The sequence below is a fragment of the Cyclobacterium sp. L-R genome (genome assembly GCF_056859355.1).
Genome location: NZ_JBSXOH010000079.1, coordinates 1 through 23,355, shown reverse-complemented (window position 1 = coordinate 23,355; position 23,355 = coordinate 1). Strand labels below are relative to the sequence as shown.

The window sequence follows — 23,355 nt, the reverse complement described above, 5'->3', positions numbered from 1 at the left end:
ATGGGCCTGATAAAAAAATTAGCTGGGCAATCTGCCATATATGGCATCAGCAGTATCCTCGGCAAATCAATCAATTTTTTGCTTGTCCCCCTGTACACGGGATATCTTCCAAAAGAAGAGCTAGGGTCTTTCACTATGCTTTATGCAATGATTGCTTTTCTGAATGTCATTTTCACATTCGGCATGGAAACCTCTTACTTTAGATTTTCTACAGGCAAGGGTTTGGAGCCAAAGGTTGTCTTTCAAAATGCCCAATCTTTGGTAGCCGTGGTAGGTTTATCATTAGGAATCATTTTGTTTCTTTTTGCAGAAAACCTAAGCTTGCTATTTGATTATCAAGGAAAATCTCATTTGTTTCAATGGGCGGCAATGATATTGACAATTGACGCCTTGATGGCTCTGCCATTTGCACGCTTGAGGCTAGATGGCAGGTCTCTGACTTTTGCATTACTCAAATTATTAAACATCTTCCTGAATGTAGGTTTCAATGTGCTATTTATCGTTGTGGCTTATCATATCGTTGAAGGAGATATTCTACAGATACTGTATCCATTTGTTTCCCAATGGTACAATCCAGACTGGGGCGTAGACTATATCTTACTAGCAAACCTATTGGCAAACCTACTTATTTTACCATTTTTATGGAAACTAGCAGGCCAATGGGAATTCCAGCTAAAGCGAACCATCCTTCTCCCCATGTGGAAATACGCACTTCCTTTGTTATTTATGGGACTTGCAGGGGTTACCAATGATGTGTTTTCAAGAGGGTTATTTGAATATGCTCTTCCTGATGGATTTTACCCTGAATTAACTTCCAGAGAGGCCGGAGGAGTATTTGGCGCCACTTTTAGGTTGGCTATATTAATGAGCTTAATCATTCAAGCTTTCAAATATGCCGCTGAACCCTTCTTTTTTCAACAATCTGAGAACAAAAACAGCCCATTATTATTTGCAAGGGTCATGCATTGGTTCATTATCTTTTGCACTTTCTTAATGGTGGCAGTAGCTGTAAATTTAAAGTTAATTGGCGCCTTGTTCTTCCAGGCAGATGGATATACAGCAGCCCTACCTATGGTACCTATCCTACTAATGGGCTATTTACTATTAGGGGTATATTACAACCTTAGCATTTGGTTTAAAATCACTGACCAAACGCGTTACAGTTTTTATATCACCTTGGTTGGAGCAGTCATAACAATAGTGATTATCCTCACATTGGTCCCTATCTGGGGTTTTATAGGTGGAGCGTTGAGTACCTTAGGTAGTTATTTGATCATGGTGTTGCTATGTTATTTTATAGGACAGAAGTATTACCCCATCCCCTACCAGACTAAAAAAGACATTGGCTATCTTATCATAGCATTCCTTTTAAGTTATGGAGGCTTCCTTATAGATACAGGTTCATTAGCGATTAATTTTATCCTTCACACATCTATCATTTTATTGTATGGTGGCCTAATTTTCTTGATGGAAAAAAAGGAACTATATTCGTTATTAAAATCTCTCTCCAAGAAGTAGCATGAATATTAACGTTATTAATAAATCAAATCACCCTTTACCTGCTTACCAAACCAAACTGTCTGCAGGTCTGGATCTTACCGCCAACATTTCTGAACCTATCATTTTAAAACCACTAGAGAGAAAATTAATAGGAACCGGCTTGTACATTGCATTACCAGAAGGTTTTGAAGCACAAATAAGGCCTAGAAGTGGTCTGGCTTACAAGCATGGAATTACTGTTCTTAATAGTCCTGGAACAATTGATGCGGATTACAGAGGTGAAATAAAAGTTTTACTTGTGAATAATTCTGACAGTGAGTTCACCGTTCAGGATGGAGAAAGGATTGCACAAATGGTCATCGCTAGGTATGAACAAATCGAATGGAGTCCTCAGGAATCCCTTTCAGACACCGAAAGAGGAACTGGTGGTTACGGAAGCACTGGGAAATAAACCCATATATTAAATCGATTTCTTTTTTTGGTGTTTGCCGGCAGATGAACCAAATGTTAGGGTTAATTGTATAATTTAAAGTAATCTGTAAATTGTCGACCTTGATAATAGTTCACAATGGTCTGGAACTAACAGAATTAAAAATCACATTGTAGTTAAAATGAAGGTTTAGGTTATTGAACAAGCTTAAACCTATAGCATGCTTAAACATGGATAAATTGAATTTAAATTTTTTTGTCTGGTTTTTCACCTTAATACTCCTAATGGGAATTTCCCAAGAGGATGCTTATGCTCAAAAAAAGCTTAGCAGAAAAGAGCGGAAGGCCAAAGAAAAAGAAATGCTAGCCAGCAGATTGTTTATAGAGGGACAGAAAAACCTCATGCTGGACGATTATGAGAAAGCCTACTTTTATTTTATTAAAGCCTTAGAATACAACGAGGAAGAAAGTGCCATACATTTTAAGCTATCCCAAATGATGGTTCGTGCCAAGCAATTTGAAAAAGCTTTGGCTTATGGACAAAGGGCCTTGGAATTGGATCCGGACAATAAATATTACCATCTACAAATAGCTGAAATATACAACAACCAAAACAAAACAAGGGAGGCTGCAGGTGTTCTTGAAAATCTGATGGCTAAAGAGGGAAATTACAGGCAATACATTCTAGACTTGGCTTCCTTGTATCTAAAACTTCAGGATTTAGACAAAGCCTTGGAAGCATTAAATAAAGCCGAGGAATATTTCGGTGTGGTAGAGCAACTTACCGCTCAGAAACAACGCATTTATTTGAAGAAAAACAACTTGGAAATGGCTATAAAAGAAGGTGAAAACCTTATTGAAGCCCATCCTGGTAATTCAAGGTATGTACTCTCTTTAGTAGATATTTTATTTAACAACAACAAAGCCTCACAGGCATTGGACTTGGTACTTTCTAACTTAGAAGACTACCCAAACCAGCCTGATATGAAAATGGCTGCCTACAAACTTTACAAGGGCAAAAGTGAATTTGACAAGGCAAACAAATACCTAAAGGAAGCTTTTGAAAATCCGGAATTAGAAGGAGATGTAAAGGCAGAAGAATTCTCTACTATTTTGACACAAAGCAAAAGCACTGCTAGAGACCAGTTATTGGACAGCCTTTCCAAGCCTATGGAGGCCCTTCACCTAAACAACCCCAATATTCTAATCGCCTTAGGAGACTGGAAATTACAGGAAAAGGCATTAGAAGAAGCCATAGAATATTATACTAATTCAGTTAAAATCACTCCTTCAAACCAAAAGCTATTTCAGCAATTGATACCATTGATGTTTGAAAATCAAAAACCTTTTGTTGATATTATTGAAATAGCGACATTGGCCACGGAGAACTTTCCCGAGACTTCAGAGTTTTGGTTTTATTTGGGAACCGCCCAGTCTGGAAATAAGGACAATGAAGGTGCCAAAAAATCATTGGAAGAGGCGCTAAAGTTGAACAATGAATTGAATTCTCAATTGACCTTAATGGCCAATTCCCAATTAGGTGATGTACTATTTGGCTTGGGAGAAAAGGAAAGAGCCTTTGAAATTTATGAAGAAGTTTTGGCTCAAAATGCCAATAATGAACATATATTGAATAATTATGCCTACTTTCTTTCTCTAGAGAAGAAGGATCTTGAAAAAGCGTTAAAAATGTCTCAAAAATTAGTTAAGAGGTTTCCAGACAACGCCACCTATCTGGACACCCATGCTTGGGTTTTATTTCAGATGAACCGGTTTGAAGAGGCTCGGCCATTTATGGAAAAGGCATTAGAAAAAGAACCTCATCCAAGTGGTGTAATGTTTGAACATTACGGCGACATCATGTTCAAGATTGGAGAGAAAAAAATTGCCATGGACTATTGGAATAAAGCCAAGGACCTGGAAGACACCTCAGAGTTTTTGACACTTAAAATCAAAAATAAAACCTATTATGAGTAATGCTAAAATATTGACCTTCTTCTTGGGAATGGTGATGCTTTGGTCTTGTGCAAGGAAACCCATGTCTTATACGACCAATAAATCAATGGAAGAATTCCAGCCAAATTACCTTGAATTCAATTACCTTTCAGCCAAAGGTAGGGTTACCTTGGAAGAACAAGATGGCAAAATCACCAAGGGGGTTTTGAATATCAGAGCAAAAAAAGACAGTGTTATTTGGTTTAATATGTCTCCAGGTTTAGGAATTGAGGCCCTTAGAGGTTTTATAAGTGCTGATAGAATTAAGATAAGAGACCGAATAAATGGGCAAAAAATCGACATGGATTATGCCGATTTTCAAAAGAAATACGGGGTTCCGTTGTCCTTTTCGCTCTTCCAGAATTTACTTTTCGCTAACTTACCCCATGAATTCAGCTATAGAGACAGACTTATCAGGGTTGCTAAGACGTTTGTATTAAAACAGGAACGAGAAAACATCACTTACCAAACAACCATCGACGCCGGTCATGGTAAAGTTACCCAATTAGAAAGTAAAGCCTCACAAAATAGAAGTGGCAGTCTAGAGGCGTCTTATATGGATTTTCGCGAAGTTTCCCAACAACCATTCCCTTATCAGGCCATTATAAAAATGGTCTTAAGCTTACCAGACAAGCCCAAGACCAATTTTTTCTTAAACGTAGAGATGATCAAAGTAGAACTAACGGATGACCCACTCAATTTCCCATACAATTTTTAATAAGTTTACCGGAACCAGGGTTCTTTCCCTCATCTTATTTTTAGTTCTTGGACTAGGTACATTTTCTCAGCTAAACGCTCAAGTCACCGCAGACAGAGCAAAGCTAGAGAGAGAGAAAACTGCCATCCAAAAAAGGCTAAGAGAATTTGACACTGTGTTGAAAAAGACTACAGATGAAAAAAAGGTTTCTGTAAGTGAGCTAAGGGCAGTAAATCAGAAACTAGTTGAAAGGGAAAAGTTTATCGCCACAATCAATAAAGAACTCCAACTTGTCAATAAGGAAATCAACCAAACATCATCTCAAATAAAAAAATTAAATGACGAGCTTAACTTACTTAAAGAAGAATACGCTAAGATGATTTACACATCTTATAAACTAAATCAAGGTGTAAACCTTATTACCTTCATTTTTTCATCGGCCACCTTCAAGCAATTCTACATGCGGCTAAAGTACCTAAAACAATACAGTGATGCCCGAAAGAAACAGGTAGAACAAATGGAAAAGGTAAGTTTAGAGTTGGCAGAAAAACAAGGGACTTTAGAATTGCAAAAACAGGATCAAATTAAGGTCCTAAAGCAAGAACAAGAACAGAAAAAGGTTTTGGATCAGCTTAAGATGGAGCAACAAAGAATGGTCAATACCCTTAGCCAAAAGGAAGAGGAAGTAAAAAAAGAGATTGCGGCAACAAAAAAACAGCAGGCAGAACTTAATCAATTAATAAAAAATGTAATTGCTGAAGAAATCAAGCTTGCAAAAGCCGCAGAAAAGGCTGAGGAAAAGCCAAAATCAGCCCAACCAAAAACCAAAAAACTCCCAAATACACCGCAGGTCAAAAAACTCTCTGCATCGTTTGCTAGCAATAAGGGCAATATACCTTGGCCAGTTGATAGCGGATTTATCTCTAAAAAGTATGGTACTTACCCCCACCCTACCTTGAAAGGGATTTCTGAAACCAATGATGGTATAGATATTCAGACCACAAATAATGCTCCAGTGAAATCCGTTTTCCCTGGTACAGTAACTAAAATCACCACAGTACCTGGCATGGGAGGTACGATTATTATCAAACATGGGGACTTTTATACCATGTATAGTAGGTTAAAAACCATTGATGTAAAATCTGGTGAAGAGGTTCAATCCGCAACAGTCATTGGGCACGTATATTCAGATGAAGATGGGTATTCTGAACTTCATTTTCAAACTTGGAAAGGCTTGGAAGTAATGAACCCTAGCATTTGGCTTTCTAGTAAATAATCGCTAAATTTTAATATATTTACAAAAATTAAATACAACATGCTTTAATTCCTTTGCGTTAATAAAGCACAATCATATATTTGTAATAATTTCAAAATCAAAATAATCGAATCATGAATACATTGGGTTTTATACAAAATATCGGAGGAGGATCATTAGTGGTCATCGTACTGGTAGTTATCCTTCTTTTTGGAGCAAAACGAATTCCTGAACTGGCTAGAGGACTAGGTAGAGGTATCAGAGAATTTAAAGATGCTACCAAAGAAATTCAGGATGATTTGGAAGAAGGACTGAAAGACGACAACAAGAAAGCAAAAAAATAAAAAGTTGGAAAAATTTCGTTCATTCGATGAGATAAGAAAATCGCTAGAAAAAAAGGAAACGGATTGTAAAGCGATTGTCAAATACTACCTAAGCAACATTGAAACGAAGGCGCAATTAAACGCCTTCGTTGAAGTTTATAGCCAATCTGCTTTAGAGCAGGCGGAAGCTATTGACGAAAAAATAGCTGCAGGAAAAGCTGGAAAACTAGCTGGAATGGTAATTGGTATAAAAGATGTTTTGTGCTATAATGAGCACGAATCAAACGCCTCCAGTAAAATACTGGAAGGGTTTGAATCTCAGTTTACCGGAACTGCTATTCAGCGTCTAATAGATCAGGATGCCATCATAATAGGAAGGCTTAACTGTGATGAATTTGGTATGGGCTCTTCCAATGAAAACTCAGTGCATGGAAAAGTATTGAATGCCATTGACGAGAGTAGAGTACCTGGAGGATCATCCGGTGGATCAGCAGTAGCCGTGCAAGCCAACCTTTGTACTGTTTCTTTAGGAACAGACACAGGAGGATCGGTAAGACAGCCTGCAGCTTTCACAGGAGTAATTGGTATTAAACCTACCTATTCTCGTATTTCAAGGTATGGATTAATCGCATACGCTTCGTCATTTGACACAATCGGTGTTTTCTCAAACAACGTCAAAGACAATGCATTGGTACTAGAAACCATGGCAGGTCCTGATGACTTTGATAGCACCTCTTCTCGTAAACCTGTACCTTCTTACAGCAAATTATTGCATTTCGATAAACCTGCAAAAATTGCTTACCTGAAGGAAACGGTTCACTCTGAAGCATTGCAGCCAGAAATCAAGGCCAATACGCTTAACGTACTAGAAAAGTTGAAGGAAGAAGGTCATGAAGTGGAAGAAGTAAATTTTCCACTTTTAGACTATGTGCTCCCTACTTACTATATTCTTACGACGGCGGAAGCTAGTTCAAACCTATCAAGATTTGATGGTGTAAAATATGGGTATAGAACACCCAATGCACATAATCTTGAAAGCATGTACAAGCTTACCCGATCCGAAGGATTTGGGGAAGAGGTAAAACGTAGGATTATGCTTGGTACCTTTGTATTAAGTGCCAGTTATTATGATGCTTATTTCACAAAAGCGCAAAAAGTAAGAAGGTTAATTAAGGAGTATACAGAAGACTTGTTGACCAAGTATGATTATATTGTGCTTCCAACAACCCCAAGTACAGCCTTCAAATTTGGTGAACATTCAAATGATCCGGTGGCCATGTACTTAGAGGATTTGTTTACAGTACAGGCATCAGTGTCAGGAGTACCTTCTATTTCTATCCCCAATGGAAAAGATGAGAAAGGTTTACCAATAGGACTACAAATCATGGCCAATTCTTTTAAAGAAGCGGAATTATATGCTTTTGCCAACTACCTGACATCGGCCACATTTAATAATTAAAATATGAGGTTAAAATCTTTTTATATATTAGTAGCAACTTTGATATTGTCCATTCCTAATTGGAATGTGGCAATAGCTCAGGAGAAAGGCATGACTGTTTCAATCGACCCAAATGGGGAGGAAACAATCATGCCTTTTTATGACTACGAACATATACCAGATTTCACCTATGAAGAAGTAGAAAAGCGTATCGCAGAAATGGATACGGATATGCCTTTTGAATTGAATGAAACAATTTTTGCCTTCATTAATTACTTTACCGTAAGGAATAGGGATTATACACGCATGGTCCTTGAAAGACAGGACATGTACTTCCCTATGTTCGACGCTTATCTTTCAGAACACAATATGCCTGAAGATATCAAGTACCTATCAATCATAGAATCTGGCCTTAACCCAAAAGCCAGGTCTAGGGTAGGTGCCATGGGGCTTTGGCAGTTTATGCCAGCCACAGGTAAAGAGTACAAATTGTATTACAACAGTCATGTAGATGACCGACTAGACCCTGAGCTTTCCACCGAAGCAGCTATTCGCTACCTAAAAGCATTAAATCGACGCTACAACAATTGGGAATTGGCCCTAGCCGCGTATAACTGTGGTCCGGGTAATGTAAACAAAGCCATTCGTCGCTCGGGAGGAAAAAGGACATTCTGGGAAATTTACAGGTATTTGCCTCGTGAAACAAGGAGTTATATCCCGCAGTTTCAAGCAATCATGTATGTATTGCGGTATGCTGAAGAACACAATCTCATTCTAGAAGAGCCCTCCTATCCAGTAGCCTACGAGAAAATGGACATAGGGAAAGGATATACCCTAGAAAATCTGGCCAAACTTACCGGGCTTTGCATTGAAGACCTTGAATATTTAAATCCTTCTTTAATCAAAAGTAAGGTTCCTGATTTCGGAAAAGCAATTAGTATTAATGTTCCTAAAGCAGCTCACGCCTTTATCACAGAAAACCAGGACTGGATAATTGATTCTTTAAAAATAGAAAACCAGAGGTTTTTGGCTGCCATGTCTGAAAAGGAAGCTGCTAAACCAATGCATTATGCTACTTACAGAGTTAGAAGTGGCGATGTCTTGGGTAAAATTGCTCAAAGGTATGGTGTTTCGGTAAGTCAACTCAAGACCTGGAATAGTCTGTATTCCAACACAATAAAAGTCGGACAAGTACTTCATTTCCATCAGGACAAACCCAGTTTTGAGAGGAATTTGGCCTCAACAGCTACCATCTCCACCAACAGCAATGGAGGTAAAATGTACACTGTCCAACCTGGAGACTCACTTTGGCTAATCTCAAAAAAGCTAGAAGGAGTAACCATTGATCAGCTTAAAAAATTGAACAACTTGAACAATAATCAAATAAAACCAGGTCAGAAATTAATCATTGGATAAATTTCAAACTAATTTGTTAATTGTTTTTTGAGTTGCGATAAATATCCCTAAATTAGGCTTGAACAAAAATAAACTAAACAATTATGAGTTTACGATTTTGCATTATAGCCTTAATATCCATTTTTGCTTTTGCTGGATGTCAGAGCAATTCCGGATCCGATTCAGATAGCAATAAACCAAAAGCTAGAGGTACACTGGGAGAAATCATCTTGGTAATTGATTCAGCAAAATATGCTGGCCCAGTTGGAGATGCATTAAAGGATGTTTTTGAGTCCAATATTGAAGGGATTATAAGAGAGGAATCCATGTTTTACATGAGAAAAGTGGATCCTAGAAAAATGACAAGAATCCTTAAGATGGCCTCCAATATAATATTTGTCACAACTTTTGATGACAGAAGTATTGGTAGTAGAACAATCGCAAATCAATTTACACCTGAGTCCGTAGAGAAAAGTAAATCTGACTCTTCCTTGTTCATGTTGAGAAATCAAAACGAATTCGCTGTAGGACAAGAAGTTGTTTATTTATTTGGAGAAAATGAAGCTGAATTAATAGATAATTTAGAAAAGAACAAAGACCTACTTCAAAGTCTTTTTGCCAATAAAGAAAAAGAGATATTGGCCACTGCTCTTTTTAACCGTAAAAATGGAGTCGGCTCTGAAATGTCAAAAAAGAAGTTTGGTGTAACACTTAATCTTCCGGCCTCTTATCAGTTTACTAAAGAGGAAGACAACTTTTTATGGTTCAGGCAGCCTACACCAAGAGTTGACAAACCAGATATTAGCTTGTTCTTTTATCAAACAACTTATGAGGACGAGTCTCAAGTTTTCCCTGAAAATATCATAAAATTACGAGACGAAATAACCAAGCCACGTATTTTTGGAGACCCTGCTAATACTGAATCGTATATAATCACAGAAAAGCAAATACCGCCTGCATTCAAACCCATTAAATTGGATGGACAATACGCCGTAGAGATGCGTGGTTCATGGAGAACCAATAACTTATCAATGGGAGGATCATTTCTATCTTACACGGTAGTTGATGAAGCCAAAGGCAAGATATTCTATATGGAGGGATTTGTCTATTACCCTAACGAAGCACATCGAGCTTCACTAAGAGAAATTGAGACCATTCTTCAAGCGAGTAAGTTCAAGATGGAAGCAGAATAAATTTCATAAAACAGATAATTATTTTCCCCTAGGTAATGAAGATAAGAAAAGAGGATGCATTAAATTATCATGAATTTAAGAAACCAGGAAAAATAGAGGTAGTTCCTACCAAACCACTTTCCAGTCAACTGGACTTGGCCTTGGCCTATTCTCCTGGGGTAGCTGAACCCTGTACTGCAATTCAGCACAATCCTGAAGATGTTTATAAATACACCGCTAAAGGGAACTTAGTGGCGGTAATTTCAAATGGCACGGCTGTTTTGGGCTTAGGCAATATTGGGCCTGCTGCCTCCAAACCTGTCATGGAGGGAAAAGGTGTTCTGTTTAAAAAATTCGCAGGAATAGATGTTTTTGATTTAGAAATAGACGAGAACGATCCTGAAAGATTAATTCAAACCATTCGATCATTAGAACCTACATTCGGAGGAATTAATCTAGAAGACATTAAAGCACCAGAATGTTTTATCATTGAAAAGAAGCTCAAGGAATTAATGAAAATTCCTGTAATGCATGATGACCAACACGGAACGGCCATTATATCAGGGGCAGCTCTTTTGAATGCCCTGGAAATGATCCAGAAGAAAATAGAAAACATCAAATTGGTAGTTAGCGGAGCAGGAGCTGCCGCTATTTCTTGTGCGAGGTTTTATATTAGACTCGGCGTTAAATTTGAAAACGTCGTTATGTGCGACATTGATGGGGTCATCAGAAAAGACAGAGATGGATTAACAGATATTCACGGAATGTTTGCCACAGATAGGGACATCTACACCATTACTGAAGCCATGGAAGGTGCTGATGTATTTTTAGGCTTATCTGCGGGAAATATTATTAGTCAGGACCAAATAAAATCCATGGCCGCAAACCCAATAGTTTTTGCACTGGCAAACCCAACACCAGAAATTAGCTATGAGGAAGCCATGGCGGCTAGAAAAGACATCATCATGGCCACGGGACGTTCAGATTACCCCAACCAGGTGAACAATGTGATAGGCTTCCCTTATATATTCAGAGGAGCTTTAGATGTAAGAGCCACCGGGATAAATGAAGAAATGAAACTGGCTGCTGCTCTGGCTATTGCTAACTTAGCCAAAGAGCCGGTTCCAGACATAGTAAACAAGGCATATGGTGAATCTAAGCTGGCATTCGGAAAAACCTACCTGATCCCCAAACCTTTGGACCCAAGGTTGATCACAACGATTGCACCTGCTGTAGCCAAAGCGGCCATGAAGTCAGGAGTAGCCAAAACACATATAGAGGATTGGGATGCCTATGAATTAGATCTTCAGGAAAGGATAGGCATAGACCAACGACTAATGTCACGAGTTGTGTCCCGAGCTAAAAAAGATCCAAAACGAGTAGTATTTGCTGAAGCTGATAATCCTAAAATATTAAAAGCTGCTCAGATAATGAGGGATGAGAAAATAGGAATCCCGATCTTGCTAGGCAACAAACAAAAAATAAACAAACTAATCAAGGCCAATTCCCTTGACTTAGAAGACATAATAGTCATTGACCCGAATGAGCAAAAAGCCAAGCTAAAGCAGTACGGTCAATTGCTTTATGACAAAAGGAAGCGCAAAGGCTTAACCTTGTATGAGGCTAAGAAGCTAATGAAAGACCGGAATTATTTCGGTGCAATGATGGTAGAACTCGGAGAAGGTGATGCACTAATTTCTGGTCTGACAAAGGATTACCCTAGAACTATACTTCCATCTCTACAGATAATAGGTGTTAAGAAAGGGGTTAATAAGGTAGCAGGGATGTACATTATGAATTCAGACAAAGGCCCGCTTTTCTTTGCTGACACCACCGTCAATGAAGATCCTACTGCCGACGAATTGGTTGAGATTATCGGTTTAACGGCCAATGGTGTACGGTTTTTTGATATTGAACCTAAAATTGCAATTTTGTCTTACTCTAACTTTGGTTCAGCCAAAGGGAAAGTACCTTTAAAAACAGCCTTGGCCACCACCAAAGCCAAAGCTCAGTATCCTGATTTAGTCATTGAAGGTGAGATGCAAGCCAATGTGGCCTTGGATGAAGGAATACAAAAAGAAAATTATCCTTTCAGTGCATTAATTAATAATAAGGCAAACACTTTGATATTCCCTGATCTTGCCTCTGGTAATATCGCCTATAAGTTGGTGGCAGAGGTTGGAAATGCAGAAGCCATAGGCCCCATACTTCTTGGCATGAACAAATCTGTTCATATTTTACAACTAGGTAGTTCAATTAGGGAAATCGTCAATATGGTAGCCATAGCAGTAGTGGATGCCCAAACCATAGAATTGGAATGATAACTTATCTGAAAGGAAAATTAGCATTTAAAGACCCTACCCATGTTATCATCGATATTCATGGAATAGGCTATGAGGTCAAAATATCCTTGAACACCTATGGAAAAATAGAGGATAAGGAAGAAATCATGCTGCATACCTTTCTTCATATTAAGGAAGACGCACACACGCTTTATGGTTTTAAGGAAGCATCAGAAAAAAAAGCATTTTTAGACTTAATATCTATCTCAGGGGTGGGTGCAAATACTGGACTAATGATTTTGTCCAGTATGACCGTACCTGAACTTGAGCAAGCCATCAGTGAAGGAGACCACCCTACCATACAGCGGGTAAAGGGAATCGGTGCTAAAACTGCGCAACGAATTGTACTGGAGCTTAAAGATAAAATTTTAAAGGCAGGGATTTCTTCCCCTGAGGGAATAGGTCAGGGCTTTGTCCAAAACAGCAATAAATTAAAACAAGAGGCGTTACAAGCTTTGATTACACTAGGCTTCACCAAAGCTCAAGCTGAAAAAAATATCATGACAGTTTTGAAAAAAAGTGGCCCCGATGTTTCCTTAGAAACATTAATTAAAGCATCTTTAAAGTCATCATCATAATTTAACAACGTTGGCCTTTACTTTCTCAAATATTTTTTGGAGAAAAAAGTCATTACAACACGATCACATTTCCATTTTAGGAGTGTTTTTTATAGTGTTTATGATGTCTTTATCGGGAGCCTATGCCCGACAGGCGCCGGTGACTACACCGTCGGACAGCCTTCCGAGCCTAATGGACACCTTAAATAAAAGGAGGTCACTTCCTTCCTTTTTATTATGGGACAACTTAAACACCAAACCCCTTTATCCCTATCAAAATCCATTTTTGAGAAGAGATTCCCCTTTCCTCTTGCAACCGGAGAAAAATCAAAGGGTAGAAGTAGAAGTGGACACAGCCGTAAGTTACCGAATTTACCCTAATCAAGACTCCACCAGCCTAGATCCTGGATATTCCTTGGATTTTGAAGATTATTCTCGAATGCAGGAATACCGAATCAGACAACAATATTGGAGAGATCGATCCCGAGGGCTAGATGGTGAAAGTGCAGTAGGAGGCCGAGGGCTAATTCCTCCTATTACTATGAGTCCAACCTTTGATCGGCTCTTTGGTGGTAGTGAAATCACAATTGTACCAACTGGTAATGTGAACCTGGATTTTGGAGGGATTTTCAGAAGAATCGATAATCCTTCGATCCCTATCCGCCAACAAAAGACAGGGAATTTCAACTTCAACCAGCAAATCCAAATGAGTGTCAATGGAATGTTGGGGCAGAAAGTACGTATAGGCGCCAATTTCGATAGCAATAATTCATTTGATTTTGAGAACCAGCTAAAGGTTGAATATGCTGGTTTTGAAGAGGACATCTTGAAATCTATAGAAATAGGCAATGTGAGCATGCCTGTACAAAACAGTTTAATTCAAGGTGCACAAAACCTTTTTGGAGTGAAAACCCAAATGCAATTTGGAAAACTCTTTATGACTACTGTCGCCTCTACCCAACGTGGTAGAAGAGATGAGATCATTATTGAAGGAGGAAACCAAGGCCGCCCATTTGAAGTGAGGGCTTCAGCTTATGATGACAACAGGCACTTTTTCCTAGGACATTTCTTCAGAAACAATTATGAAAATTGGTTGAGGGGGCTACCACAAGTATTAAGTGGTGTTCAAATTACCCGATTGGAGGTTTATATCATGAATAGAGCCAACAATACCGAAACCCTCCGGAATTTTGCTGCTTTCATGGATTTGGGAGAAGGCCAAACGATTTATAACCCTAGTAACCCAAGCATAGGGACAGGAAATCCACAGGCTCCTGCCACCAATACCGCCAATGATTTATTCAACAACCTAAAAAGCAATCCTTCCTATAGAAATTTCGAAACTGCTGCCACAGCGATAAGCAATGACCTGGGCTTGGAAAGAGGGCTAGAATTCGAGCAAATAAACGGGGCTAGGAAATTGGCTGAAAATGAATACACCTTCGACCGACAATTGGGGTATTTTAGTCTCTCTAGAAAACTTCAAAACGATGAAGTAATTGCTGTCTCTTATGAATACACCTACAATGGGCAAAGTTTCAAAGTAGGTGAGCTTTCTGAAGATTATCAAAATAGGTCTGAAGACAATGTGATCTTCCTGAAAATGCTACGTCCGGCTAGGATCAATACCAAGATTCCTACTTGGGACCTGATGATGAAAAACATTTACAATTTAAATGCCAACCAAATTCAAAAGGATGGATTTCAATTACAAATCATTTATAGGGATGACCGTACGGGATTGGATAACCCAAGTCTACTGGAAGGAACGAATGTCAAAGACATTCCTTTAATCCGGCTTTTAAAACTAGACAATCTAAATCCCCAAAACGACCCTCAGCCAGATGGTAATTTTGATTATGTAAATGGATTGACAATCAAACCTGAACAAGGCCTGATCATTTTCCCTGTAGTTGAGCCCTTTGGTAAAACCCTGGAGAATTATTTCACACCTGCTGAAGTAAACCTAAGTGACAAATATGTTTATGACACTTTGTACAGAACCACTCAAGCAGATGCTGAACTGGTCACTCTACTAAACAAATACTACCTAAAAGGTAGCTTTACTTCAGGTTCTGCTTCTGAAATTATGCTTCCCGGCCTAAATATCAGTGAAGGCTCAGTAATTATAACCGCTGGAAACATTCCACTTACAGAAGGGGTAGATTATACGGTAGATTACAATATTGGCAGGGTAGTCATTATCAATGAAGGAATTCTTCAATCTGGAAAAAAGATCAGTGTAAGTTTTGAAAAGGCTGATTTGGTTTCTTTTCAGACTAGAAGTTTACTAGGCACCCGACTGGACTATATGGTCAATGAGAATTTCAATATTGGCGGTACTTTTCTTTACTTAAATGAACGGCCAAATATCTCCAGAATAGCTACGGGGAATGAAACCTTAAGAAACAGTCTCTGGGGTTTGGATGTCAATTACAATGACGAATCCTTGTTCCTTACCAAACTGGCCGACGCGCTACCTTTTACTGAAACCAAAGAGAAATCTTTAATTCAGTTTAGTGGGGAGTTTGCGCATTTGATTCCCGGAACCTCTAATCAGGTAGATGGAGAAGGAGCTTCTTATATCGATGACTTTGAAACAGCAATAATCCCCTTTAATCTGGGATCAAGTCCTCAAAACTGGAAACTTTCTTCCACCCCTGCTACCCCTGACAATAAATTTGATCTAAGCCAACTAACAGAAGACAGGCTGGGCAACGCCTATAAAAGGGCTCGTTTATCTTGGTATACAGTAGACAATGTGTTTTATAGATCTTCAGGAACAGGTGTCCCTTCAAATATAACCACGGAAGACAGAAGAAACCATTACGTAAGAAGGGTACTCCCTCAAGAGATTTTCCAAGGAAGGTACCGAGATTATATGGTTACCAATGAACCATTGTTTGATTTGGCCTATTTCCCACACGAAAGGGGGATGTATAATTTTAATACCAACCTGAATAGTGCAGGTTTACTCAATAATCCCAGGGAAAATTACGGTGGAATTACCAGAGCCATTACTTCTGAAGTAGATTTTGACAGGACAAATATTGAATACATAGAGTTCTGGATGATGGATCCCTTCATTACGGGAGAAAATGGTAGGGTATTGGACGGTGTCTTTAATGAAAACAATACTACTGGAGGAAAATTGGTTTTCAACCTTGGTGAAGTTTCAGAGGACGTTATTGTAGATGGAAGGCATGCCTTTGAGAATGGGCTGCCAGCAGATGGATCAGAAAACAATACTTCAAGTAATGAGTGGGGCAAAGTTACAAGCCAGCAGTTTTTAACTCCTGCATTTGACAATTCTCCAGAAGCCAGAGAGCACCAGGATGTAGGGCTTAATGGACTCAGCAGTGAACAAGAAGTAGAATTCTATGGAGCCAGGTTCATTGACAGGCTTAATCTAAACCCTCAAGCCCGTCAGCAGATCTTGAATGACCCTGCTGCTGATGATTTTCAATATTACTTAGACCCAGAGTTTGACAACAACAATGTAAAGATTCTAGAGCGTTACAAAAATTTCAATGGTCTGGAAGGCAACACACCTATCACTGCCAATAGTAATCTGGCTTATACTCCCTCAGGCTCTAATATTCCTGACAATGAAGACCTCAACAACGACAACACCATCAATGAAGTAGAGAGTTATTATGAATATGAAATAGACCTGCGTCCATCAGGTCTTGAGGTAGGTGAAAACAATATTGTGGATAGAGTATCGACAGTAGAAAATGGAGAAGAGGTAAATTGGTACTTGTTCAGAATCCCTGTACGCCAACCAGATGCCGCATACGGTAATATTTCAGGCTTTAAATCCATTCGATTCATCAGAACCTACCTTACAGATTTCCAGCAGCCTGTAGTGTTAAGAATGGCGCAATTCCGATTGGTAGGCAGTCAATGGAGGACCTTTCAAGAGTCTTTATTTGAAAAAGGTTTTTCTGAGATACCTGAGCCAGACAATTCTAACTTAACGGTGGGTGTGGTCAATATTGAAGAAAATGGACAAGGCAGTGAGAATCAAAGCCCTTATGTATTGCCTCCAGGAATCAACCGAGACCGAGACAACACCTCCACGGTAGAAAGACAACTCAATGAACAAGCATTACGCCTTTGTGTGGACAACCTTCAGAGCAGAGATTCAAGGGCGGTATTTAAAAATGTCAATCAAGACCTTGTCCAATATGGAAGGTTAAAAATGTTTTTACATGCCGATAGTCAAGATGCTCAGGACGGTGAATTGTCTGCCTTCTTGAGAATGGGTACCGATTACACGGACAACTATTATGAAATTGAAGTACCTCTTACAATAACACCAACAGGAACCCGAGATCCTCGTCAAATCTGGCCTTTGGAAAATGAAATAGACATTGCTCTGGATGAAATAGTAGGCGTAAAAGCAGAAAGAGACAATAATCAACAACCTCAAAACCTCCCCTACTCCATCATGGTGAGGCAATATAAAGTTACGGTTGTCGGTAGGCCTGAATTAAGTTTCATCCAAGGAATGATGATCGGTGTTCGAAATCCTGGAATAGGTGGAGCAAGTAAATCCGTTTGTATATGGGCAAACGAATTAAGAGCTACAGATTTCAACAAATCTTCTGGTTGGGCCGCCAATGCACGTCTTAATGCTCAAATTGCAGATGTTGCAACCATTTCAACTTCTATTAGGCACAATACTTTTGGTTTTGGAGGTTTAGAAACCCGCCTTTCCGAAAGAGCAAGGGAATCCACAACTCAATATGACATTTCAGCCAATGTCAATGTGGATAAAATTTTACCAAAAGGGCTGGGAATAAGCATCCCTTTATATGCAAGTGTAGAAAATTCCTCTACCAAACCGGAGTTTGACCCACTTAACCCGGATGTACCTTTTGAAATTGCTCTTCAGAAATTCAAGACGGATACTGAGAAACAAGAATACCAGAATCTGGTAATGGACCAATCCAAAAGGAGAAATTTCAGTTTAAACAACGTTAGAAAAATAAAAGATCCAGAAAAAGAGACCAATAGAATTTATGCTTTAGAAAACTTATCCTTTTCTTATGCCTATGGATCTGTAACCCAAAGCAATATTCAGCTGGAAAGTTACAATTATGAAACCACCCGTGGTAGTGTTGCCTACAATTATCAGCCAGACCCACTCAGTGTCACACCATTCAAAAACTGGGGTGTTTTTAATAGCAGCTACTTGCAACTGTTTAAAGACTTTAACTTGAACTTTGCCCCAAGTCTCATTTCAGCCAGATTGGATGTAGATAGGCGTTTTATGCGAACACAAAATAGAAATGATCAACTGAGCACTGCAGGAGTTGATCCACTATTCCAAAAAAGCTTCTATATGAATCGCTACTACAGTCTCAATTGGGACTTGACTGAAAACCTCTCCTTTGATCTAAACTCTAGTGTCAATGCAGTAGTAGATGAACCTGAGGGAGACTTGGATACTGAAGCGAAATTAGATTCATTGAGAAATAACATTAAGCGACTAGGTAGAACAACCAATTACAACCAACAGGCTGTTGTCAATTATAAGCTTCCTTTAGACAAGATCCCACTTACAGATTGGATAAGTGCTGACCTGAGGTATGAGGCTACTTATACCTGGATGACAGGCGCCATTGGCCAAAGGGATACTCTGGGTAATGTTATTCAAAACTCTAGAAACAGGTCCGTCACTGGAAAGCTGGATATGGTTCAATTGTACAACAAGAACAAAAGGCTCAATGCATTGAATGCCCCCAAGCGACCAAGCATTCCAGGAAGACCTGCAGCGAATGCCCCGGATGATGAAGAGAAGGAAAAAGAGTTTTCTACCGATGGTTTCGGAGCAAACATCTTAAGGTTCATGATGATGTTAAAGGACGTAAACTTCTCCTATGCAATAACACAGGGGACATTCCTACCTGGTTACTTACCGAATACAGGCCTTTTCGGAATGGACAGGAGTTTTATGAATCCTGGGCTAGGTTTTGTATTAGGGGATCAAAATAGCAATATTAGGTATGATTTGGCCAACAGAGGTGCTTTAGCAGCTAGCGCTTCATTGACTCAAGCATTCCGACAAAATGAATCCCGAAACATCAAACTATCCAGTTTAATAGAACCCATTAAGGACTTTAAAATCACGCTTGAGTTTAGAAAAAGGGAAAACGGCGATTACAGCGAAATCTATAGGAGAAATGGCCCCGGCGAGAATGATTTTGCTTCCATCAACCCTAACAGAATTGGCAGCTATGAGATAAGTTATAATGTGCTTAAAACTGTTTTCAACAAGCAGGATAGTGAGAACAATTCCCCTTTATTTTCAGACTTTGAAAAATACAGGACCCTCATACAAAGCAGACTTGAAACTGAAAATCCAGGAGGAAGCTATAATATCAATGGACAAGATGTATTAATCCCTGCATTTCTTGCTGCCTATTCAGGAAAGACTGCAACTGCAATTGAATTGAATCCATTCCCGAGAATGCCGCTACCTAACTGGAGGGTGGAATACCGGGGATTGGCAAGGCTACCAGCATTGAACGAATACTTTTCATCGATAAATTTGACTCATAATTACACCTCAACATATTCAGTAAGTAATTTCTCGAATGCGCTAATCTATCAGGAAGGACTGGAATTGTACAACACATTACAGCAACTCCCTATGGCTAGCATGACAGATGAGTTTGGTGCCTATATTCCCATAATGATACTCAATCAAGTGGTGATTTCAGAAAGGTTTGCCCCCCTGATAGGTGTAGATCTACTTACCAAAGACAGAATGAACATCAGCTTTGAGTACAACACAGAAAGAAATATAGGACTGAACTTTTCAAATGCTCAGGTGACGGAGCAAAGTAGCCAGGATTTCCGATTTGACCTAGGATATACCAAAGCGGGTGTAAAAGTTCCTTTCAAGATTCAAGGAAGGCAAGAAGTGCTTAGCAATGACCTTACTATTCGAATGTCAACAAGAATTGTAGATACAAATACGATCCAAAGGAAGATTGAAGGAGAGAACACACTTACCAACGGTAATTTAAACATTCAAATTAGGCCTAGTGTAGGATATGTGGTTAACCAAAAACTTAATATTCAATTCTATTTTGACAGAACTATTAACGATCCAAAGGTTTCCACTGCCTACAGAAGAAGTTCCACTTCATTTGGTGGACAATTAACCTTTAATTTAAGTCAATAATTTTTTGTCCTATCTAGAAACATTGTATTTTTGAACAGTTAAAATAATTAGCATGAAATTTCCAGAAGATTTAAAATATACCAAAGACCACGAATGGGTCAAGATAGACGGTGAAACTGTCACTGTCGGAATAACCGATTTCGCTCAAAAGGAATTGGGAGACATTGTTTTTATAGAAGTAGAAACAGTGGGTGATTCCATGGATACCGGTGAGGTATTTGGAACAGTAGAAGCAGTAAAAACTGTTTCGGATTTATTTATGCCTATCGCAGGTGAAATTCTGGAGATGAACAGCCTTCTGGAAGATTCTCCGGAATTGGTGAATGAAGATCCTTACGGAGATGGCTGGATGATTAAGGTAAAGCGCACTCAAGAAACTGAGACTGACTTGCTATCTCCTGAAGAATACAAAAACCTTATCGGTCAGTAATCTGTTTTGAGAGAAAAAGTCGTTCTTGCTCTTCTTTGGTCTTTTGGCATGGCTTATGCTTTATTTAGCCCAGCGAGCAAAGTGCCTAGTTTACCAAAGTTTTACGGATCAGATAAGCTGATTCATTTTGGAATATTTGTCGGCATGGCTTTTCTTTGGGATAGAGTAATCCGCCAACAAGCGGATGAAAAGAAGAAAAAAAGCAATAAATTATTCACTAAATATTTAGTTTTATGGATTTTTATTGCTATATTGACAGAGTATTTACAAAGATTAGTACCGGGAAGGTCATTTGACTATTTTGATATTATCACAAATATTATAGGCGTAATTACAGGTACAGGTATTTTTGTTTATTTAAATAAGAGGGGTAGCGTCCTTGTATAAATAAAAATTATTTGTTATGATTGTTAATTGGAATTAATAAACTGAATCAATAAAAATTAAAAGAAGGGTTATAATATGGAAGCCAAAAAAACACCAAAAGCTGACTTAACCAAAAAGACGGGCATGTTCCTAAATCTTGGTTTAATGGTTAGTGTTGGTCTGGTCCTCTTTGCCTTTGAGTATAAATCATTTGACGATGGTTTGCTTAAAGACCTTGGATCGATCGATGATGACTTTGAAGAATTATTAGACATTCCAATCACGGAACAGCCACCACCACCGCCGCCTCCAGTAGAGCAGCCGGAAATTAAAGAGATTCCTGATGAAGTTGAAATCGAAGAAAAAATTGAAGTAAATTTCGATGTTGATGTTCAGGAAGAAACGGTAATCAAGGAAGTAGTTATTGAAGAAGCTCCTGTAGAAGAAAAAGCAGATGAGATCTTTGATGTTGTGGAAAACATGCCTACCCCTCCGGGTGGAATGGAAGGTTGGAACAAGTATTTGTCTAAAAACCTTAAGTACCCAACCCAAGCAAGAAGAATGGGTATAGAAGGAACGGTATACGTAGTATTTGTTGTGAATACTGATGGATCTATCCAAGATGTTGGTATCCTTAGGGGTGTTGGCGGTGGATGTGATGAAGAAGCCGTAAGAGTAGTTAAAAATGCTCCTTCATGGGAACCAGGAAGACAAAGAGGTCGACCAGTAAGAGTAAAAATGAGATTACCTATTCGATTTAAATTAAGCTAATTGCTTTTTTAATTCCAGGTAAAAAATAGATTTGAAGTGCCATGAATGAAAATTTCATGGCACTTTTTTATTACCTACCTATCCTCCTCCTACTTATGGCCAATAATGTATTCGGCGAAGCACTTATCCCCTGCTGTTTCTCCCCAAGAACTGGATTCTATAGAGATGGTTATTGCCAAACTGATGAACAAGACACAGCCTTACATACGGTTTGTGCCGTTATGACTGAAGAGTTTTTAAATTTCAGCCTTGCTACTGGCAATGACTTAATCACTCCCAGACCCGAATTTAACTTCCCTGGACTCAAGCCGGGAGACAAATGGTGTATATGCCTAACAAGATGGCTACATGCTTATCAGGAAAACAAAGCACCAGGGGTCCTACTTGAAGCAACGCATGAAAAAACACTGGAGCTTATAAGCCTTGAAGAATTGGTGAAATTCGCAGTTAAAAATTAAAACAAGGCTTTGCCTTCCGCTAATTAAGTTGACCAGCAGTACATCGCTAATCCCTATGTTTAGCACTCCCTGCACTTCAACTTGGCTAATGCACAGTTCTGCCAAAAAAAACATCAATCAGGTTTTATCAGGTTCTTTAAAATGGATTACCTTCCCCAGTTCTGGATAGGTTTCAAATTTGGAGGGCGGAGAATTTCACAATCCAGCAGCTTTGATAATTTCGTGGTGATCAAATGCTAGCTCTGGAAGTAATGAAATCGAGTACCATGCTACCTCTTGGCTATCAGAACCAGGGCATACCTTATCCATTAGCACTTTGTCTATTTTAAAAACAAATGACACACTTACTGTCCATCCTCTTGGATCTCTTCCCTCCTCACCATAAACACCTAACAATTGGCCATCTTTGAGACGAAGACCAGTTTCTTCCTGTAATTCTCTAATACAAGCCTGCACAGGCAATTCATTCACGTCAACAAAGCCTCCTGGAAGAGCCCACTTATGCTGAAATGGAGGATTTCTTCTTTTTATTAATAAGATTTTTCGCTCCTCTGCACAGAAAACCACCGCATCAGCAGTAAGGGCAGGACGAGGGTAATCATAGGTATAGGCCATTCTTTAATAGATTATTAGATTTAGAACCAATATTAAGTAAAGTTAATTCAAGCTCAAACAGGAATTAGACAATCCATTTCCTAATCAAATACATTAAATCCGAAATATGCAATAGACATTGTATTACGTGCTGAAATCGTTAGAAAATCAGCCACTTCGTTGCTGTTTGGAGATTTCACGATAGCGGTGCTATGATAAAATCTCCAAAGAGCCTGATTTTCTTGCGATTGCAACAGTTCCCGTAAACAAGCGACAGGCTTCACCCCTAACATTGTCAGCGCGGAGAAATTCTATTACATAATCCGGCTTAAATTTCCACTATTAGTTAGGTGGGAAATAGCCTAAGACCTGTGTATTGCCTGATCAATGAACTGATAACTGTAGAAACTTTGCTAGGGAATTGTGCCTTTGGTA

General features: G+C 38.9%; 17 protein-coding genes. 16 read left to right on the top strand and 1 reads right to left on the bottom strand.

All coding sequences use genetic code 11. From position 1 onward, the window contains the following. The 16 genes from AC13EX_RS14405 to AC13EX_RS14330 all read left to right on the top strand — a co-directional run bounded on the left by AC13EX_RS14405 (position 1) and on the right by AC13EX_RS14330 (position 22,326). Positions 1-1,518 (top strand): lipopolysaccharide biosynthesis protein, encoded by a 1,518-nt coding sequence (locus tag AC13EX_RS14405; RefSeq protein WP_482893210.1) that lies wholly within the window; start codon positions 1-3, stop codon positions 1,516-1,518. 1 nt (position 1,519) lies between these two features. Next, positions 1,520-1,951, top strand: coding sequence for a dUTP diphosphatase (gene dut, locus AC13EX_RS14400; protein WP_482893209.1), 432 nt, complete (start codon positions 1,520-1,522; stop codon positions 1,949-1,951). A 209-nt stretch (positions 1,952-2,160) separates the two neighbouring features. Further along, positions 2,161-3,906, top strand: coding sequence for a tetratricopeptide repeat protein (locus tag AC13EX_RS14395; protein WP_482893208.1), 1,746 nt, complete (start codon positions 2,161-2,163; stop codon positions 3,904-3,906). Beyond that, positions 3,899-4,642, top strand: a complete 744-nt coding sequence (gene lolB1, locus AC13EX_RS14390) for a lipoprotein insertase outer membrane protein LolB1 (RefSeq protein ID WP_048640346.1) — start codon at positions 3,899-3,901, stop codon at positions 4,640-4,642. The genes AC13EX_RS14395 and lolB1 overlap by 8 nt, the downstream gene beginning before the upstream one ends. Next, positions 4,611-5,897 (top strand): murein hydrolase activator EnvC family protein, encoded by a 1,287-nt coding sequence (locus tag AC13EX_RS14385; protein ID WP_482893207.1) that lies wholly within the window; start codon positions 4,611-4,613, stop codon positions 5,895-5,897. The genes lolB1 and AC13EX_RS14385 overlap by 32 nt, the downstream gene beginning before the upstream one ends. 113 nt (positions 5,898-6,010) lie before the next feature. Next, entirely contained in the window at positions 6,011-6,220 is a 210-nt protein-coding gene (locus AC13EX_RS14380) for a Sec-independent protein translocase subunit TatA/TatB (RefSeq protein ID WP_020888834.1), read from the top strand. A 4-nt stretch (positions 6,221-6,224) separates the two neighbouring features. Next, positions 6,225-7,658, top strand: a complete 1,434-nt coding sequence (gene gatA, locus AC13EX_RS14375; protein ID WP_482893206.1) for an Asp-tRNA(Asn)/Glu-tRNA(Gln) amidotransferase subunit GatA — start codon at positions 6,225-6,227, stop codon at positions 7,656-7,658. Between the two features lie 3 nt (positions 7,659-7,661). Beyond that, positions 7,662-9,053 (top strand): lytic transglycosylase domain-containing protein, encoded by a 1,392-nt coding sequence (locus tag AC13EX_RS14370; RefSeq protein WP_482893205.1) that lies wholly within the window; start codon positions 7,662-7,664, stop codon positions 9,051-9,053. 83 nt (positions 9,054-9,136) lie between these two features. Beyond that, complete coding sequence (locus tag AC13EX_RS14365; RefSeq protein WP_482893204.1) at positions 9,137-10,225, top strand: DUF4837 family protein; 1,089 nt, start codon at positions 9,137-9,139, stop codon at positions 10,223-10,225. 35 nt (positions 10,226-10,260) lie between these two features. Next, positions 10,261-12,525 carry an NADP-dependent malic enzyme gene (locus AC13EX_RS14360; protein WP_482893203.1) on the top strand — a complete coding sequence of 755 codons (2,265 nt, stop codon included), beginning with the start codon at positions 10,261-10,263 and terminating at the stop codon, positions 12,523-12,525. Continuing rightward, positions 12,522-13,124, top strand: a complete 603-nt coding sequence (gene ruvA / locus AC13EX_RS14355) for a Holliday junction branch migration protein RuvA (protein WP_482893202.1) — start codon at positions 12,522-12,524, stop codon at positions 13,122-13,124. Before AC13EX_RS14360 ends, ruvA begins: the two co-directional genes overlap by 4 nt. 100 nt (positions 13,125-13,224) lie before the next feature. Next, entirely contained in the window at positions 13,225-20,301 is a 7,077-nt protein-coding gene (sov, locus tag AC13EX_RS14350; protein ID WP_482893201.1) for a T9SS outer membrane translocon Sov/SprA, read from the top strand. A gap of 52 nt (positions 20,302-20,353) precedes the next feature. Then, a complete protein-coding gene (gene gcvH / locus AC13EX_RS14345) occupies positions 20,354-20,731 on the top strand; it encodes a glycine cleavage system protein GcvH (protein WP_048640353.1) in 378 nt (125 codons plus the stop codon). 6 nt (positions 20,732-20,737) lie between these two features. Next, the gene (locus tag AC13EX_RS14340) at positions 20,738-21,118 is read left to right on the top strand and encodes a VanZ family protein (protein ID WP_240477908.1); all 381 of its coding nucleotides are present in this window, start codon (positions 20,738-20,740) and stop codon (positions 21,116-21,118) included. A gap of 75 nt (positions 21,119-21,193) precedes the next feature. Further along, positions 21,194-21,868, top strand: coding sequence for an energy transducer TonB (locus AC13EX_RS14335; protein ID WP_048640355.1), 675 nt, complete (start codon positions 21,194-21,196; stop codon positions 21,866-21,868). A 95-nt stretch (positions 21,869-21,963) separates the two neighbouring features. Beyond that, positions 21,964-22,326 carry a DUF2237 family protein gene (locus AC13EX_RS14330; RefSeq protein ID WP_339710846.1) on the top strand — a complete coding sequence of 121 codons (363 nt, stop codon included), beginning with the start codon at positions 21,964-21,966 and terminating at the stop codon, positions 22,324-22,326. 195 nt (positions 22,327-22,521) lie between these two features. On the opposite strand, the gene AC13EX_RS14325 is transcribed toward AC13EX_RS14330, so the two are convergent. Continuing rightward, positions 22,522-22,941: an NUDIX domain-containing protein gene (locus AC13EX_RS14325; protein WP_048640358.1), complete on the bottom strand. Its 420-nt coding sequence runs from the start codon at positions 22,939-22,941 to the stop codon at positions 22,522-22,524. Positions 22,942-23,355 lie beyond the last annotated feature (414 nt).